Source organism: Planomonospora algeriensis, assembly GCF_977012225.1.
In genome coordinates this window covers 1-14,220 of the sequence record NZ_CDRNDK010000132.1, presented here as the reverse complement: position 1 = coordinate 14,220, position 14,220 = coordinate 1, and the positions used below count along the sequence as shown (strand labels likewise).

Genomic DNA, 14,220 nt, shown 5'->3' with positions numbered 1-14,220 from the left:
CGGGCGGGTCGAGGGGCGCGGGGTGCTCACGGATGCGGACTCCGAGCCGCCGGGCGAGGAGGTCGTGGAGCGGATGAGCGGCAGAGCGGTGACGATCACGGAGGTCGCCCGGCACGCCGGGGTGGCGGTGAGCACGGTCTCGTACGTGCTCAGCGGGAAGCGCGCGATCTCCGCCGACACGCGCAGGCGCGTGCTCGACAGCGTGCGGACGCTCGGCTACCACCCCAACGCCGGGGCCCGGGCGCTGGCCAGCAGACGGGCGAACGTGATCGCGCTGGTGCTGCCGCTCCGCGCCGGGATGCACGTCCCGGTGCTGATGCAGTTCGCCACGTCGGTGGTGACCGCCGCCCGGCGCTACGACCACGACGTGCTGCTGCTCACCGCCGACGAGGGACCCGACGGGCTGCGCCGGGCCGCCGCCAGCGCGCTGGTGGACGGGCTGGTCCTCATGGACGTGGAGCTCCACGACACCAGGGTGCCGCTCCTGCGCGAGCTGGCCGAACCGAGCGTGCTCATCGGCTTCCCCGCCGACACCGCCGGGCTGACCTGCGTGGACCTCGACTTCGCCCGTGCCGGGACGCTCTGCGTGCAGCACCTGGCGGCCCGCGGCCACCGCGAGGTCGCGCTGCTCGGGGCGCCCGCCGTGGTCTACGACCGGAGCACCGGCTACGCCTGCCGGACGCGGGAGGGCTTCATCGAGGCCGCGGAGGGGAACGGCGTGACCGGGATCGCGCTGCCCTGCGAGGAGACCTTCGACCAGGTCTCGGACACGGTGGGGGAACTGCTGGAGACGCGGCCCGGCCTGACCGGGCTGGTCGTGCACAACGAGGCCGCGGTCAATCACGTGCTCGGGGCGCTGCGCCAGCACGGCAGGCGGGTCCCCGAGGACGTCGCGGTGGTCGCCATCTGCCCCGACGACATAGCGGAACGCTCCAGCCCGGCCCTGACCTCGGTGCTCATCCCGGCCGAGGACGTCGGCCGGGAGGCCGTGCGGCTGCTGATGGACAAACTGGAGGGCCGCGCCGTACCCGACGGCACCCTGCTCGCCCCCCGCCTGACGGTCCGCGCCAGCACCTGAGGCGGCGGGTACGGTGCCGGTTCTGCGGGTACGGTGCCGCGCCCGGTTCGGTGCCGCACCGGCTCGGCGGGTCGATCGGCGGCTGGTACGGCGTGCCGCCCGGGATCAGCGCCCCCGGGCGAGCGGCGTCAGGTCCCACAGCCGCACGGTCTTGTCGTGGTCCCCGGCGACGACGATCGGCCGCCCTTCCAGCTCTCCCACCGCCACCGTGTTGACGTCGTCTCTGTGGCCGGTGAAGGGTTCGCCGACGGATTCGCCGGTGGCCAGGTCCGAGACCCGTACGGTGTTGTCCCACCCACCCGACACGACGATCGCCCGGCCGTTCAGCTCTCCCGTCGCCACCGCGTTGACGTTGTCGTTGTGGCCGGTGAAGGGCCGGCCGACGGGACTGCCGGTGGCCAGGTCCCAGACGCGCACGGTGTCGTCCCAGCCGCCGGAGACGGCGACGGGTCTTCCGTCGAGTTGTGCGACCGCCACCGATGAGACCTCGCTGCTGTGGCCAGTGAAGGGCCGGCCGACGGGTTCGCCGGTGGCCAGGTCGCGGACCTCCAGGACACCGCCTGTGCCGCCGGAGACGGTGACCGGTCTTCCCGCCAACTGCGCGACCGCCACCGAGGAGGTCCCCTCACCGACCCGGCGCGGTTCGCCGACCGCCTTGCCGGTGCCCGGATCCCAGACCCGGACCATGCCGTCCCCGCTGGCGGAGACGATGACAGGTCTCCCGTCCAGCTGTGCCGCGGTCACCGATCTGACCGTGAGTTCGTGGCCGGTGAAGGGCCGGCCGACCAGCTTGCCGGTGGCCAGGTCCCAGAGCCGCACGGTCCTGTCCCCGCTGCCGGAGACGATGACCGGCTTCCCCTCCAACCGGGTGACCGCCACCGCCTCGACCCCCTCGTCGTGACCGGTCAGCGCGCTCCTGGGGAGCACGCGGCGGAGAACGGCGCGAAGGGGGACGCGGAGGACGGCACGGAGGGGAGCGCCGTCGTGCGGGCGGATGGGGCGTCCGAGAGGAACGGGACGAGAAGGACGACCCCGGCGGCGACTCCCACGCCGGCGACGGCGAGGACGAGGGCGAGCCGACCGGTGAGGCGCGGTACGGCGGAGCGACTCCGATGGGCGTCTGGCACGAGGAGGACCTGACGGCGCCCGCCGGAGAGCGGGAGCCGGTCGGAGGCGCCGGGAGGCGAGAGCGGACCGTGGGCGTCGGAAGGCGTGACCCCGCCGGGGGCGCCGGGCGCGGTGCCGTCACCGGTCAGGGCGGCCAGCACCCGGGCGGCCGTGGGCCGGGCACCGGGATTCTTAGCCAGGCACGCCGCCAGCAGCGGCCGTAAGCCCTCCGGTACCCCGTTCAGATCGGGCTCGCCGTTCAGCACGGCGTTCATCACCGCCGCGGGGTGCTGGCCGGTGAACGCCGGGTGCCCGGTCGCGGCGTAGACCATGGTGGCGGCCCAGGCGAACATGTCGGAGGGCGGGCCGGCGGGCTGGTCGGAGAGCTGCTCGGGCGCCATGTAACCGGGGCTGCCCACCAGCGCGGAACTGGTGACGCCGGCCTCCAGGATGCGGGCGATGCCGAAGTCGATGACCACCGGTCCCTCCGGGCCCATGATCACGTTGGCGGGTTTGAAGTCCCGGTGCACGATGCCCACCCGGTGGATGGCGGCCAGCGCGGTCGCCGTGGCGACGGCCAGGCGCTCCAGCCCGCTGCCGGTACGGGGTCCCTCGCCGGTGACCAGCTGCTGCAGCGAGGGGCCGGGGACGTACTCGCTGACCAGGTAGGGCCGTCCGTCGCTGACGCCTGCCTCCAGCACCTGGGCGGTGCAGAACACCGCGACCCGGCGGGCGAGGGCGGCCTCCCGTTCGAAGCGCTCCCGGACGCCGGCCTCGGCGGCCATCCGGGTGTGCAGCACCTTGACCGCGACCCGCCGCCCGGAGGCGGTCTGGCCGAGGTAGACCGTGCCCTGGCCGCCCTCGCCCAGCACGCCCACCAGACGGTACGCACCGATCCGCTGCGGGTCGTTCGCGCTCAGCCGATCGGAACCGGGCACCATCCATCCCTCTCGCTCACCATCGCAACCAGCCCACCCGCCGTCACCGGCGGAACCGCGCTCCCCCACCTGACCACCCGCACCGGAACCTGAAGACCGGGGCCGAAGACAGCAGAGATCAGTTACCACCGGAGGACGCTGGTAGGTCCCACACCCGGATCGTGCCGTCTCCGCTACCGGTGACGATGACCGGCCGACCGTCGAGCTCCGTTACGGCGATCGAATGGATCCCCCGGTCGTGACCGGTCAGGGGTTTACCGATCGGCTCCCGGGTGGCCAGGTCCCAGATGCGCACGGTCTTGTCGGAGCTGCCAGTGATAGCGACGGTGCGGCCGCCCAGCTTCGTCACCACCACTGATGTGACGGTGTCGGTGTGCTCCTTGAACGGCTGGCCTATGGGGGAGCCGGTGGCCAGGTCCCAGACCCATACGAAGCCCTTGTTGTCGTTGTCCTCACCGCCGGTGACGACGACTTGGCGGCCGCCCATGTCCGCCACCGTCACCGCGCTCAGAAGAACACTGTTATCGGTGATCGGCCGGCCGATCTGTTTGCCGGTGGTCAGGTCCCAGATCCGCGCGGTCTTGTCGAAACTGCCGGAGACGGCGATCGGGCGACCGTCCAGCTCCGCCACCGCCAGCGTGGAGATCACGCTCTCGTGGCCTTCGAATGGCCGGCCGAGTCGTTCGCCGGTGGTCAGGTCCCACACCCGCACGGCCTCATCCGCGCTGCCGGACAGGACAACCGGGCGACCGTTCAGATCCGTCACCGCCAGAGATGAGACCTCGGCGACTTCGAGCGGCCGACCGAGCTGTTTGCCGGTGGTCAGGTCCCACACCCGCATGGCCGCCCCGAATCCACCGGTGACGACGACAGGGCGGCCCTCCAGTTTCGTCACAGCGATCGCGAAGATGGGGCCGGCCGGATCAGTGATCGGCTGGCCGATCTGCTCGCCCGTGGCCAGGTCCCATATCCGCACCGTCTGGTCACCGCTGCCGGAGACGACGACCCGGCGGCCGTCCAGCTCTGTGACGGCCACCCCGTTCACCGCCCGGGCATGGCCGGTGAACAGCGCGCGGGAGGAGGGCGACTCGGAGGGCGGTGGGGCGGATACCGAGGAGGATGCTGCAGGCGGAGAGTCCGTGCCGGAGGAGGTGTTCATGTAGATCACGACACCCGCCACGGCCCCGATGGCGACCGCTGCCGCCGTGGCCAGGGCGAAAGCCGGGACGCGACGACGTGAGACCACTGTGGGCGTAGACGTGGTGACGGATCGTCCGGAGGACGCCGTCGCGGCGGGACCGCCGTTGTCGGCGGCGAAGGTCGCAGGGGTATGCCTGTCGTCGAAAGGGCGTGCGCTGTCTCGGCTCGGGCTTTGTCCCGGTACCTTCCCCGGCTGGGAGGGGAAGGGGTTCGCGCCGGCACGGTAGGGGGGCGGTGGCGTGGGTGCGTGCGGAGCACCGTTTCCGGCGGTGCCGTACATGGTCACGTCGTCGGGTACGGCGCCGGGGAACGAACCGGATCGGCCCGTGGGAGCCGGCCCGGCACCGGGTGCTCCGAGCCTGACCGGCGTCCCGGCGAGCGGCCCGGGCACGGTACGGTCTTCCGGTCGGGAACCGTTCCCCTCCCGGGAACCGGGAGCTGTGCCGTTGCCGGTCAGTGTGGCCAGCACCTGGTCGGCCGTGGGCCGAGCAGCGGGATCCTTGGCCAGGCAGGACACCAGCAGTGAGTGCAACCCGCGCGGCACCCCGTTCAGGTTCGGCTCACCGCCCATGACGGCGTTCATCACCGCCGCGGGGTGCTGGCCGGTGAACGCCGGGTGCCCGGTCGCGGCGTAGACCATGGTGGCGGCCCAGGCGAACATGTCGGAGGGCGGGCCGGCGGGCTGGTCGGAGAGCTGCTCGGGCGCCATGTAACCGGGGCTGCCCACCAGCGCGGAACTGGTGACGCCGGCCTCCAGGATGCGGGCGATGCCGAAGTCGATGACCACCGGTCCCTCCGGGCCCATGATCACGTTGGCGGGTTTGAAGTCCCGGTGCACGATGCCCACCCGGTGGATGGCGGCCAGCGCGGTCGCCGTGGCGACGGCCAGGCGCTCCAGCCCGCTGCCGGTACGGGGTCCCTCGCCGGTGACCAGCTGCTGCAGCGAGGGGCCGGGGACGTACTCGCTGACCAGGTAGGGCCGTCCGTCGCTGACGCCTGCCTCCAGCACCTGGGCGGTGCAGAACACCGCGACCCGGCGGGCGAGGGCGGCCTCCCGTTCGAAGCGCTCCCGGACGCCGGCCTCGGCGGCCATCCGGGTGTGCAGCACCTTGACCGCGACCCGCCGCCCGGAGGCGGTCTGGCCGAGGTAGACCGTGCCCTGGCCGCCCTCGCCCAGCACGCCCACCAGACGGTACGCACCGATCCGCTGCGGGTCGTTCGCGCTCAGCCGGTTGGGGTCGGGCACCGTCAGCCTCCTCACCCGCCGCACGGGCCGGACTTCGCTGACACCCGGCACGGCGGACGGCAATGGTCACAAGAGTCTGATCATCAGCCTGTCACAACCGCGCATCGTCTCGCCATATCCAGCGGCGACGGCAGAATTCGTGTGGATTCTCGGCTGTCCGGCACGACTATTAATGAAGTGGCCGTAATAACGAAAGACCGCGCGGATCCGCCTCTCGCTCCGGACGCGGGTCCGAATGTGAGAAGAATCCGCGCGGTCTCGCCGCGTTCGGAGCGATCGATGCCCGGTTCGATCGGCTCTCGGCCGCCGTGCGCCTCCTCGTCAGAGGGGGCGCATCCGCCCCGGGCTTTCAACCGCGACCGTCGTGACTACCAATCACCGCCGCCGAAGTCGCCTCCGCCGAAGTCACCGCCACCCCAGTCGCCTCCGCCGAAGTCGCCGCCTCCGCCGCCCCAGTCACCACCGGAGTCGGAGACGCCCTCCTGGTAACCGGCGCCATAGCCCATGCCGTAGCCGCCCATGCCCCAGCCGCCCATCATGCTGCCGAGCATCGTGCCGACGAGCATGCCGCTCATCACGTCGCCGAAACCGCCGTAGTAGCCGTAGGCGTAGGGCTGGTAGGCCGGACCCGCGTCGTAGTAGGGGCGGCGCTGGCCGTTGATCATGACCTCGCGGGTCTGCGGCTCGAAGCCGCGCTCGATGGCGTCGGCGTCGGCCGCGCAGGCCGGGACGTCGCGCACCGCGCCGCCGGGCGGGGCCCAGCGCACGTCGCGGACCGAGGGGCCGTGCTGCGGGTTGAAGAAGCACGGCGAGCGCCGCTCGGGGAGCGGCAGGTGGTTGACGCGGGCCTTCACGCAGGCGAGGGCGTAGCGGCCCTCCTCCAGTGCGGTGGTCACGCCGCGCAGCTCGTCGGGGCGCTTGACCGCCTCGAGCTCCACCTTGGCCCGTTCGTAGGAGTCGAGCGCGCGCGCCCAGTCGTCCTGGTGGTCGCCGCCGTCGGCGAGCATCTTGACGTCCATGTCCAGCGCGGTGATCTCCTCGCCGAACTTGGTGACGTCCTCGTCCACGGTCTGCTTGACCGCGGCCAGCTCGGCGGCCTCACGGGCCTCGCGCTCCTTCTTCTTCTTGCGGGAGTAGAGGAAGAGGCCTCCACCGCCCGCCAGGGCCAGCACCAGGATGCCGACCAGCACACCCGCACCGGAGCCGCCGCTGGAGGAGCCCTCGGAACCGCCGGAGCCGTCCACGCTCACGGCCTCCCCGGTCTTGCCGGATTCGGCGAGCTCCACTCGCCTGACGAAGTCCTGCATGCCGCTGGCGATGTCGTCGTTGGTACGGACAGCCGCTTTGGCGATGTCGTTGGCGACGCCAGAACGCAGGGAGCTGGACATGGCGAACAGGCTGGGGCCGTCCAGGACGGCGATGGTCGCCTTGCTCGTGCCCTGCGACTTCAGCTGTCGGCCCAGCGTCGTGACGAACTCACGAGCGGCCGATCCTCCGGCCAGTGTGCCGTCGGGAAGGGCGGCCACATAGATCGGCGGGTTCGTTCCCTTGACGGAGTCACGGATGGCGGACTGCTCGCTCGAGGTGAGGTCCGAGCCCGACTCCACATAGAGGGGGTCCTTGGCCCACGCCGAGACGATCGTGTCGGGGTCGGGCGCCGCCGCGTGAGCCGGCGGGGCGGTCATGAGGATGGCCAGGAGCCCGGCGAACATCGCAGCGATCGCGGCACCGAGACGACCTGGCGCGAACTTTGTGGTGGTCACGGCAGATTGCCTCCTTCGTCCCTTAAGGACGAATGAGCGGACATCGGAGTTCCCTACTACCCGACCGTATCCTCTTCATCCCGGGACCGGGCGCGGAGGCGGGACATCGGGACGGAACATTCGCGGATCCGGGTCAGGCGTCCTTGATGTCGCAGAGCACCGCGCCGGAGGTCACCGTCTGCCCCACCGCCGCGCTCAGCCCGGTCACCGTGCCGGACTTGTGCGCGGTGAGCGGCTGCTCCATCTTCATCGCCTCCAGCACCACGATCGTGTCCCCGGCCGAGACCGTGTCGCCGTCGGAGGCGACCACCTTCACGATCGTGCCCTGCATCGGGCTGACCAGCGCGTCCCCGCTCGCGGCCTTCTTCGCCGCGCCGCCGCCCGCACGCCGCCGCGGCGCGGCCGTTCCGCCGGCTCCGGCGGCGCGGCCCGCGCCCGGACCGGCCAGGCCCAGCCCGGCCGGAAGCACGACCTCCAGCCGCTTGCCGCCCACCTCGACCGTGATCCGCTCGCGCTCGGCGGGCTCCTCCGCGGCACCGGTCTCCCCGGCGTACGGCGCGATCGTGTTGTCGAACTCGGTCTCGATCCACCGCGTGTGCACCGAGAACGGCTCACCCTCGACGGGCGGGGCGAACGCCGGGTCCTCCACGACGACCCGGTGGAAGGGCAGCACGGTCGGCATGCCGTCGATCTCGAACTCGGCCAGGGCCCGCCGGGCGCGCTCCAGTGCCTGCCTGCGGGTGGCGCCGGTCACGATCAGCTTGGCCACCAGCGAGTCGAACGACTGCGGCACGGTCATCCCGGTCTCGTAACCGGCGTCCAGCCGCACCCCCGGCCCCGAGGGGGTGCTCATCCGGGTGATGGTGCCCGGGGCGGGCAGGAAGCCGCGCCCGGCGTCCTCGGCGTTGATCCGGAACTCGATGGAGTGCCCGCGCAGCGCCGGGTCGCCGTAGCCGAGCTCCTCGCCGTCGGCGATCCGGAACATCTCGCGGACCAGGTCGATCCCGGAGACCTCCTCGGTGACCGGGTGCTCGACCTGAAGGCGGGTGTTGACCTCCAGGAACGAGATCGTGCCGTCCTGGCCGACGAGGAACTCACAGGTGCCCGCGCCGACGTAGCCGGCCTCCCGCAGGATCGCCTTGGAGCTGTCGTACAGCAGCTCCAGCTGCCGGTCGGACAGGAACGGCGCGGGGGCCTCCTCCACCAGCTTCTGGTGGCGGCGCTGCAGCGAGCAGTCACGCGTCGAGATCACAGCGACCGCCCCGTAGCTGTCGGCCAGGCACTGGGTCTCCACGTGCCGGGGCCGGTCCAGGTAGCGCTCGACGAAGCACTCGCCGCGGCCGAAGGCGGTGACCGCCTCCCGCACCGCCGACTCGTACAGCTCGGGGATCTCCTCCAGGGTGCGGGCGACCTTGAGCCCGCGCCCGCCGCCGCCGTACGCCGCCTTGATCGCGATCGGCAGGCCGTGCTCGGCGGCGAAGGCGACGACCTCCTCGGCTCCGGAGACGGGGTCGGCGGTGCCGGCGACCAGCGGCGCGCCGACCTTCTGCGCGATGTGCCGCGCCTGCACCTTGTCGCCGAGCGCGGTGATCGCGGCGGGCGGCGGGCCGATCCAGGTCAGGCCCGCGTCGATCACGGCCTGGGCGAAGGCGGCGTTCTCGGCGAGGAAGCCGTAACCGGGGTGGACGGCGTCCGCGCCGGTCTCGGCCGCGACGCGCAGCAGCTTGGCGATGTCGAGGTAGGTCTCAGCCGGGCTCTGCCCCTCCAGCGCGTACGCCTCGTCGGCGACGCGCACGTGCAGGGCGTCCCGGTCCTGGTCGGCGTAGACGGCGACGCCGGTCAGCCCGGCGTCCTTGCAGGCGCGGGCGATTCGCACGGCGATCTCACCACGGTTGGCGATCAGGACCTTCTGCACCGGATCGTTCCCTTCGTACACGCGAGCAGGGGGCTGCGAGCCTCCAGGGAGTGTAAGCGTCTTCTGATGTCCAGGTCTTGTCGGGGACCGATCAACGACCGAGATAAGCGCCGCCGTTGACGTGGACGACCTGTCCGGTCAGGTGGCGGGCCTGCGGGGAGGCGAGGAACCTCACGGTCTCCGCCACGTCCTCGGGCGTGCCGGCGCGTCCGTTCCTGGTGTTCTCCACCCGCCGCCGGACCCCCTCCTCGGTGAGGCGGCCCCGGAAGAACTCGGTGTCCACGACCAGGCCGGGGGAGACGACGTTCGCGGTGACGCCGCGCGGGCCGAGCTCGGCGGCCAGGTCGGCGGTCCACGCCTCCACGGCCGCCTTGGCCGCGCCGTACGAACCGGACCCGGTGCCCCTGGCCGCGATCGAGCCGATCGTGACGATCCGGCCGTCGTCGGCGAGCCGGGGGAGCAGCGCGCTCGTGACCAGTACGGCCGACATCAGGTTGGCGTTGAGGTTGGCCCACCACCCCTCGGCCACGTCCATCAGGTCGCCGTCGTCGGCCGGGCGGTCCAGGTTCGTGTTCCCGCCCGCGTTGTTGACCAGGACGTCGACCCGGGAGGGCAGCCTGTCCAGTGCCTCGCCCACGGCGACCGGGTTGGCCGCGTTGAAGGCCACGGCGGCGACGAGCCCGGCGCGGCCGGAGTCCAGCCGGTCGGCGGCCTCCTTGAGCACGTGTTCCCGCCGCCCGGTGATGGTGACCCGGTCACCCTGGGAGACGAAGGCCGCCGCGACGGCGTAACCGATCCCGGTGCCCCCACCGGTCACCACGATCTCACGCATGGAGATAGTTCCTCATGTACGCATAAGTCAATAAAAACATCAACGATAGCTGGCGGAGATCATAACCGATAGGTATAAAGCTGATAGCGAGTGATCCATGCGCGTACCGTGAGTTCGTTTAGTGTCCCCTGATACTGACCCCGAAGGAGACGGCATGAGTCATCCCATGGTCGGCGGCAACCTGGAAGAAATGGACGCCATGTCCCGCCAGTTCCAGCAGAGGGCCGGCCAGGTGCGGGAGATCGTGGCCGCACTGAACAACGAAGCGAGCAAGGTCGGCGTCGCCTGGACCGGTCCGGGTGCCACACGGTTCGGCGAGGCCTGGCAGGAGTACAGGGTCGCCTTCGAGCGAATGGCCGAGGAACTTGATAGGGCCGCGGATGTCGTCAGGTCTTACCGCACCCAGATCCACTCCGCCACCCAGTGACCTGATCCGCCACGGCGCCGTCCCCGCACCGCAACGCTCCCGGGGCGGCGCCGTGGCGTTTCACCGCTCGCGGCGCCTCACCCCGGCAGCGCCGTCTGCACCGGGGTCACCGCGCCCAGGGTGATGAGCAGGCCCCGTCCCGGAGGGCCGCCCACCGCGCCGCGCGGCAGCCGTACGGTGAACAGGTCCCCGTCGGCGGGGCTCTGGACCGAGAGCAGCAGGCCGGTGCGGGACTTCCGGGCCTCGGCGGCGAATCCCCGGTAGGCGGTGGTCAGGTCGCCGGTGGCGCCGGCGACGATCAGGCCGTGCTCGCCGTCCCGCCCGGTGCGCAGCACCTGCTCCAGGACCGTGCCGAGCGGGCTGTCCAGGGAGACCAGCTCGGCGTCGTCGACGAGTACGACGTAGCGCTCCAGCCCGGCCACCGCCTGGCTCAGGTCGCCGTTGCCGTCGAGTACGGCCAGCACCCCCTCGGTGCCCTCCAAGGCGCGCAGCGGGCTGCGCCGGGGGGTGACCAGGACCACCGGGGTGCCCCGGGAGAGCAGGGACCGGGCGGCCGTCAGCAGCGCGGAGGAGCGACCGGACCGGGGCGGGCCTCCGATGACCGCGCCTGGGCCCTGGGCGAGCAGGTCGACGCCGAGCGGCGCCAGGGAGTCGCCCCCGACGCCGAGCAGCGCCCACAGGGGGGAGGGCGGCTCGAAGGACGGAACCAGGTCCAGCGCCTGGGCCGCGGTGATCCGCGTCGGCAGCGGGTCCACCCGCAGCGGCGGATCGCCGTCCCAGATCCACGCACCGGGCCTCCCGGAGACCTCTCCGGCGCTCGCGGCGGACCGTCCCCCGCTCCCGGCACCCGCAACGCCCATGACACCCGAAACGGGGTCTACGGCGTCCTGCGCACCGCCGCCCGGCCGCCCTGTCCCGGCCGTGCCGGGGAACCGGTCAGGCACCGTACGGGCGAGCGACTGCACCACGGCGACCTGGGCGGGTCCGGAGGGGTCGTCGTCGAGCAGGGCGATCTGGCTCTCGGTCAGGCCGTGCTCGCCCATGGACAGTGCCCGGCCGGGGCCGAGGGAGGAGGGCAGGTCCTTGACGGGCAGTCCGGCCAGCCCGTAGTCGGCGGGGTCGGCCAGGCGCAGGACCAGCCGGTCGTCGAAGACCGTGGAGATCTGCCCGATCAGCGCGGACCGGTCACCGGTCACCACGGCCCGGAGCCCGACCGCCGGGCCCTCCCGCAGCAGCTGCAGCATCGAGTCGATCAACCGGCCGTAGTCGTAGCCCTCGAACGCCGCGACGAACCCCTCCCAGCGGTCCAGCATCAGCACCATCCAGGGCAGCCGCGGGGTCCCCCCGGCGGCCCGCAGTTCGGCCAGGGAGGCGTATCCGGCCTCGGCCAGCGACTGCTGGCGCCGCCCCACCTCCGCCCGCAGCCGGGTCAGCAGGCGTTCGACCCGGTCGAGCTGGTCCCGGGTCACGACGGCGCCGCAGTGCGCCATCGCCACCAGGGGCAGCAGCGCCCCCGACCCGCAGTCGATCGCGTGCACGTGCACGTCCTGGGGGGAGGCGCCGGCCGCGATCGCTCCGGCCAGCGTGCGCAGCGCGGTGGACCGGCCGCTGCGCGCCGTACCGGCGACGAGCAGGTGCCCGCCGTGCGGCAGGTCCAGCGTCAGCGACCGCCGGTCCTGCGCCCACGGCAGGTCGGTCACCCCGAACACCAGCGGCGGCACCTCCTCGCTCCCCGCCCGGTACGGCGGCGCACCGGCGCCGGAGAGGCCCGGGGCGTCTGAGAGGCCGGACGGGTCCGGGAGCCCGGGGACGACGACGAGGCCGGGGAGTGGCTCCAGCCAGGGACTGGGCTGCTCGGGGATCCCGGCGACGCGGCCGCGTCCACCAGGGCGTCGACGAGCAGCGACAGGTCGGTGGCGGCGGCGCCCTCGGGCCCGGCCTCCGGTGCGGCCGGGGGATGGCCCAGCGCCCGCCAGCCGACCTCCGTCACCCGCGTCCTGACCTCGTTCCCGGCCGGCTCCGCCCGCCGATCCGCGCGGTCTGCACCGCCGCCGGCGTGCCCGTCCCCGACCGCACGTAGCACCGGCCGGGCGTGGACTTGGAGATGTGCGCGGCGTCGGGGGTGCCGATGACGTCGGCGGACTCGGCGGCCTCGGTCACCCGCAGCGCGATCCGCAGCGACGTGTTCGCCTGGATGTCGGCGGTCACCACGCCCCCGGGCCGCTGGGTGGCGAGGATCAGGTGGATGCCCAGCGAGCGGCCCCGCCGGGCGATGTCCACCAGCCCGGTCATGAAGTCGGGCAGCTCGCTGACCATCGCCGCGAACTCGTCGATCACCAGCACCAGCCGGGGCAGCGCCGCCAGGGGGCCGCCGCTCCGCCCCCGCAGCGGCGTGACCGGGGACCCTGCCGAGACGCCGATCGGGGAGGGCCCGCCGGCCACCAGCAGGTCCCGGGACGCGCGGGCCGCCTGGGCGTCGCGCAGCGCGTGGTAGTCCTCGATGTCCTTGGCCCCGGCGGCCAGCAGCAACCGCTCCCGGCGCCGGATCTCGGCGGCCAGGGAGGCCAGGGCCCGCTGGGTCAGGTGGCCGTCCAGGTCGCTGACCATGCCGACGGTGTGCGGGAGCCGTACGCACTCCTTGAAGGCCGCCCCGCCCTTGTAGTCGATCAGCACGAACGTCATCTCGTCCGGCCGGTTGGCCGTCGCGAGCGAGCAGATCAGCGTCTGCAGCAGCTCCGACTTGCCCGCGCCGGTGGTGCCCGCGATCAGCGCGTGCGGCCCGTCCCGGCTCAGGTCGACGGAGAACGGGCCGTCCGGCCCGGCGCCGATCACCGCCTCCGTCGAGCGGCCCCACCGTCCGGCCAGGGCCTTGCCGCCCGGCGTTTCCGGCGAGACCGCGGAACCCGCGAGCGGGGGGAGCCCGAGCAGGTCCAGCAGGCGTGCCGAGCCGGGCAGCGCCGTGCCCGCCTCGTCGCGGCTGACGTCGCGGATCGGGGCCAGCGAGCGGGCGAGCCGGTCGCACCAGGAGGCCGGTACCTGGTCGGCCAGGATCTCGCCGAGGCTCTCCATGCCGCCGCCGAGCAGCCGGAGCCGGCCGTCCGCGCCCGCCCGGACGACGGTGGCGCACTCCTCGGGCAGCAGTCGCTGCTCGTCGTCCAGGGCCAGGGTGTGCACGCCCGCGCGGGGCCCCTGACGCAGCACCTGCGGCATGCCGGGCAGCGCGCGCAGCACCCGCGCGCCGTCCAGGACGACCAGCACGTCGTAGGGGCGCTCGTCGTAGCGGGGCGGGTCGCCGGAGTCGCCGCCGAGACCGCCCCAGCCGGACGGGACGCGCGGAGCGGCGGACCTGAGCGGCCCGTCGCCCTCGCCCAGGCGCTCGTCGATCAGGGCGGTCAGCTCCGCGACCCGGCGGGCCGCGGCCTCCGGATCCGCGCCGACCAGCGCCAGGCAGTCCTCGCCGCCGTGCGGGGCGCAGTGCGGCAGCCAGCGCACCCAGTTCCACCGCTCCTCGCCGTCGCCGTGCGCGGACAGCACCACGATCGCCAGGTCGCGCGGGCTGTGCAGGGCGGCGGCCTGGCCGACGAGCCAGCGGGCCAGGCCCGACACGGTCTCCCTCGGGCCGGTCAGGCCGGCCACGCCGAGCCGCCGCATGGCCAGCGCCACCGGCACCGCCCGGCAGGCCGGCGGCTCCGGCAGCGGGGAGTCCGGCGGGGC

The 14,220-nt window shown here is 73.1% G+C and carries 11 protein-coding genes; 2 read left to right on the top strand and 9 right to left on the bottom strand.

The annotated features are described in order from the left end of the window. The first annotated feature begins 73 nt into the window (after nucleotides 1–73). The gene (locus tag ACWJ6R_RS15960; RefSeq protein WP_449062980.1) at nucleotides 74–1,078 is read left to right on the top strand and encodes a LacI family DNA-binding transcriptional regulator; all 1,005 of its coding nucleotides are present in this window, start codon (nucleotides 74–76) and stop codon (nucleotides 1,076–1,078) included. A gap of 105 nt (nucleotides 1,079–1,183) precedes the next feature. Here ACWJ6R_RS15960 and ACWJ6R_RS15955 read toward each other — a convergent pair whose 3' ends face one another. The 6 genes from ACWJ6R_RS15955 to ACWJ6R_RS15930 all read right to left on the bottom strand — a co-directional run bounded on the left by ACWJ6R_RS15955 (nucleotide 1,184) and on the right by ACWJ6R_RS15930 (nucleotide 10,079). Next, complete coding sequence (locus ACWJ6R_RS15955; RefSeq protein ID WP_449062979.1) at nucleotides 1,184–2,005, bottom strand: WD40 repeat domain-containing protein; 822 nt, start codon at nucleotides 2,003–2,005, stop codon at nucleotides 1,184–1,186. Next, the gene (locus ACWJ6R_RS15950) at nucleotides 1,984–3,123 is read right to left on the bottom strand and encodes a serine/threonine-protein kinase (protein ID WP_449062978.1); all 1,140 of its coding nucleotides are present in this window, start codon (nucleotides 3,121–3,123) and stop codon (nucleotides 1,984–1,986) included. Before ACWJ6R_RS15950 ends, ACWJ6R_RS15955 begins: the two co-directional genes overlap by 22 nt. A 118-nt stretch (nucleotides 3,124–3,241) precedes the next feature. Beyond that, on the bottom strand, nucleotides 3,242–5,569 hold the full coding sequence (locus ACWJ6R_RS15945; protein WP_449062977.1) for a protein kinase domain-containing protein: 2,328 nt from the start codon (nucleotides 5,567–5,569) through the stop codon (nucleotides 3,242–3,244). 368 nt (nucleotides 5,570–5,937) lie between these two features. Beyond that, nucleotides 5,938–7,332: a hypothetical protein gene (locus ACWJ6R_RS15940; RefSeq protein WP_449062976.1), complete on the bottom strand. Its 1,395-nt coding sequence runs from the start codon at nucleotides 7,330–7,332 to the stop codon at nucleotides 5,938–5,940. A gap of 133 nt (nucleotides 7,333–7,465) precedes the next feature. After that, complete coding sequence (locus ACWJ6R_RS15935) at nucleotides 7,466–9,247, bottom strand: acetyl/propionyl/methylcrotonyl-CoA carboxylase subunit alpha (RefSeq protein WP_449062975.1); 1,782 nt, start codon at nucleotides 9,245–9,247, stop codon at nucleotides 7,466–7,468. Between the two features lie 91 nt (nucleotides 9,248–9,338). After that, nucleotides 9,339–10,079: an SDR family NAD(P)-dependent oxidoreductase gene (locus tag ACWJ6R_RS15930; RefSeq protein WP_449062974.1), complete on the bottom strand. Its 741-nt coding sequence runs from the start codon at nucleotides 10,077–10,079 to the stop codon at nucleotides 9,339–9,341. Between the two features lie 154 nt (nucleotides 10,080–10,233). Here ACWJ6R_RS15930 and ACWJ6R_RS15925 point away from each other — a divergent pair, with 154 nt between their 5' ends. Further along, nucleotides 10,234–10,506, top strand: coding sequence for a WXG100 family type VII secretion target (locus tag ACWJ6R_RS15925; protein ID WP_449062973.1), 273 nt, complete (start codon nucleotides 10,234–10,236; stop codon nucleotides 10,504–10,506). Between the two features lie 77 nt (nucleotides 10,507–10,583). Here the strand turns inward: ACWJ6R_RS15925 and ACWJ6R_RS15920 are convergent, their stop codons facing one another. The 3 genes from ACWJ6R_RS15920 to ACWJ6R_RS15910 form a co-directional block, all read right to left on the bottom strand. Further along, on the bottom strand, nucleotides 10,584–12,227 hold the full coding sequence (locus ACWJ6R_RS15920; RefSeq protein WP_449062972.1) for an FtsK/SpoIIIE domain-containing protein: 1,644 nt from the start codon (nucleotides 12,225–12,227) through the stop codon (nucleotides 10,584–10,586). Then, a complete protein-coding gene (locus ACWJ6R_RS15915) occupies nucleotides 12,203–12,496 on the bottom strand; it encodes a hypothetical protein (protein ID WP_449062971.1) in 294 nt (97 codons plus the stop codon). The genes ACWJ6R_RS15920 and ACWJ6R_RS15915 overlap by 25 nt, the downstream gene beginning before the upstream one ends. After that, nucleotides 12,493–14,220, bottom strand: a 1,728-nt coding sequence (locus ACWJ6R_RS15910) for an FtsK/SpoIIIE domain-containing protein (protein ID WP_449062970.1), incomplete at its 5' end; no start/stop codon positions are given. The genes ACWJ6R_RS15915 and ACWJ6R_RS15910, both read right to left, overlap by 4 nt.

What these genes read in the sequence shown, in the direction of transcription:
- ACWJ6R_RS15960 (WP_449062980.1), top strand. Translation starts at nt 74, where the DNA reads ATGAGCGGCAGAGCGGTGACGATCACGGAGGTCGCCCGGCACGCCGGG.
- ACWJ6R_RS15930 (WP_449062974.1), bottom strand. Translation starts at nt 10,079, where the DNA reads ATGCGTGAGATCGTGGTGACCGGTGGGGGCACCGGGATCGGTTACGCC.
- ACWJ6R_RS15925 (WP_449062973.1), top strand. Translation starts at nt 10,234, where the DNA reads ATGAGTCATCCCATGGTCGGCGGCAACCTGGAAGAAATGGACGCCATG.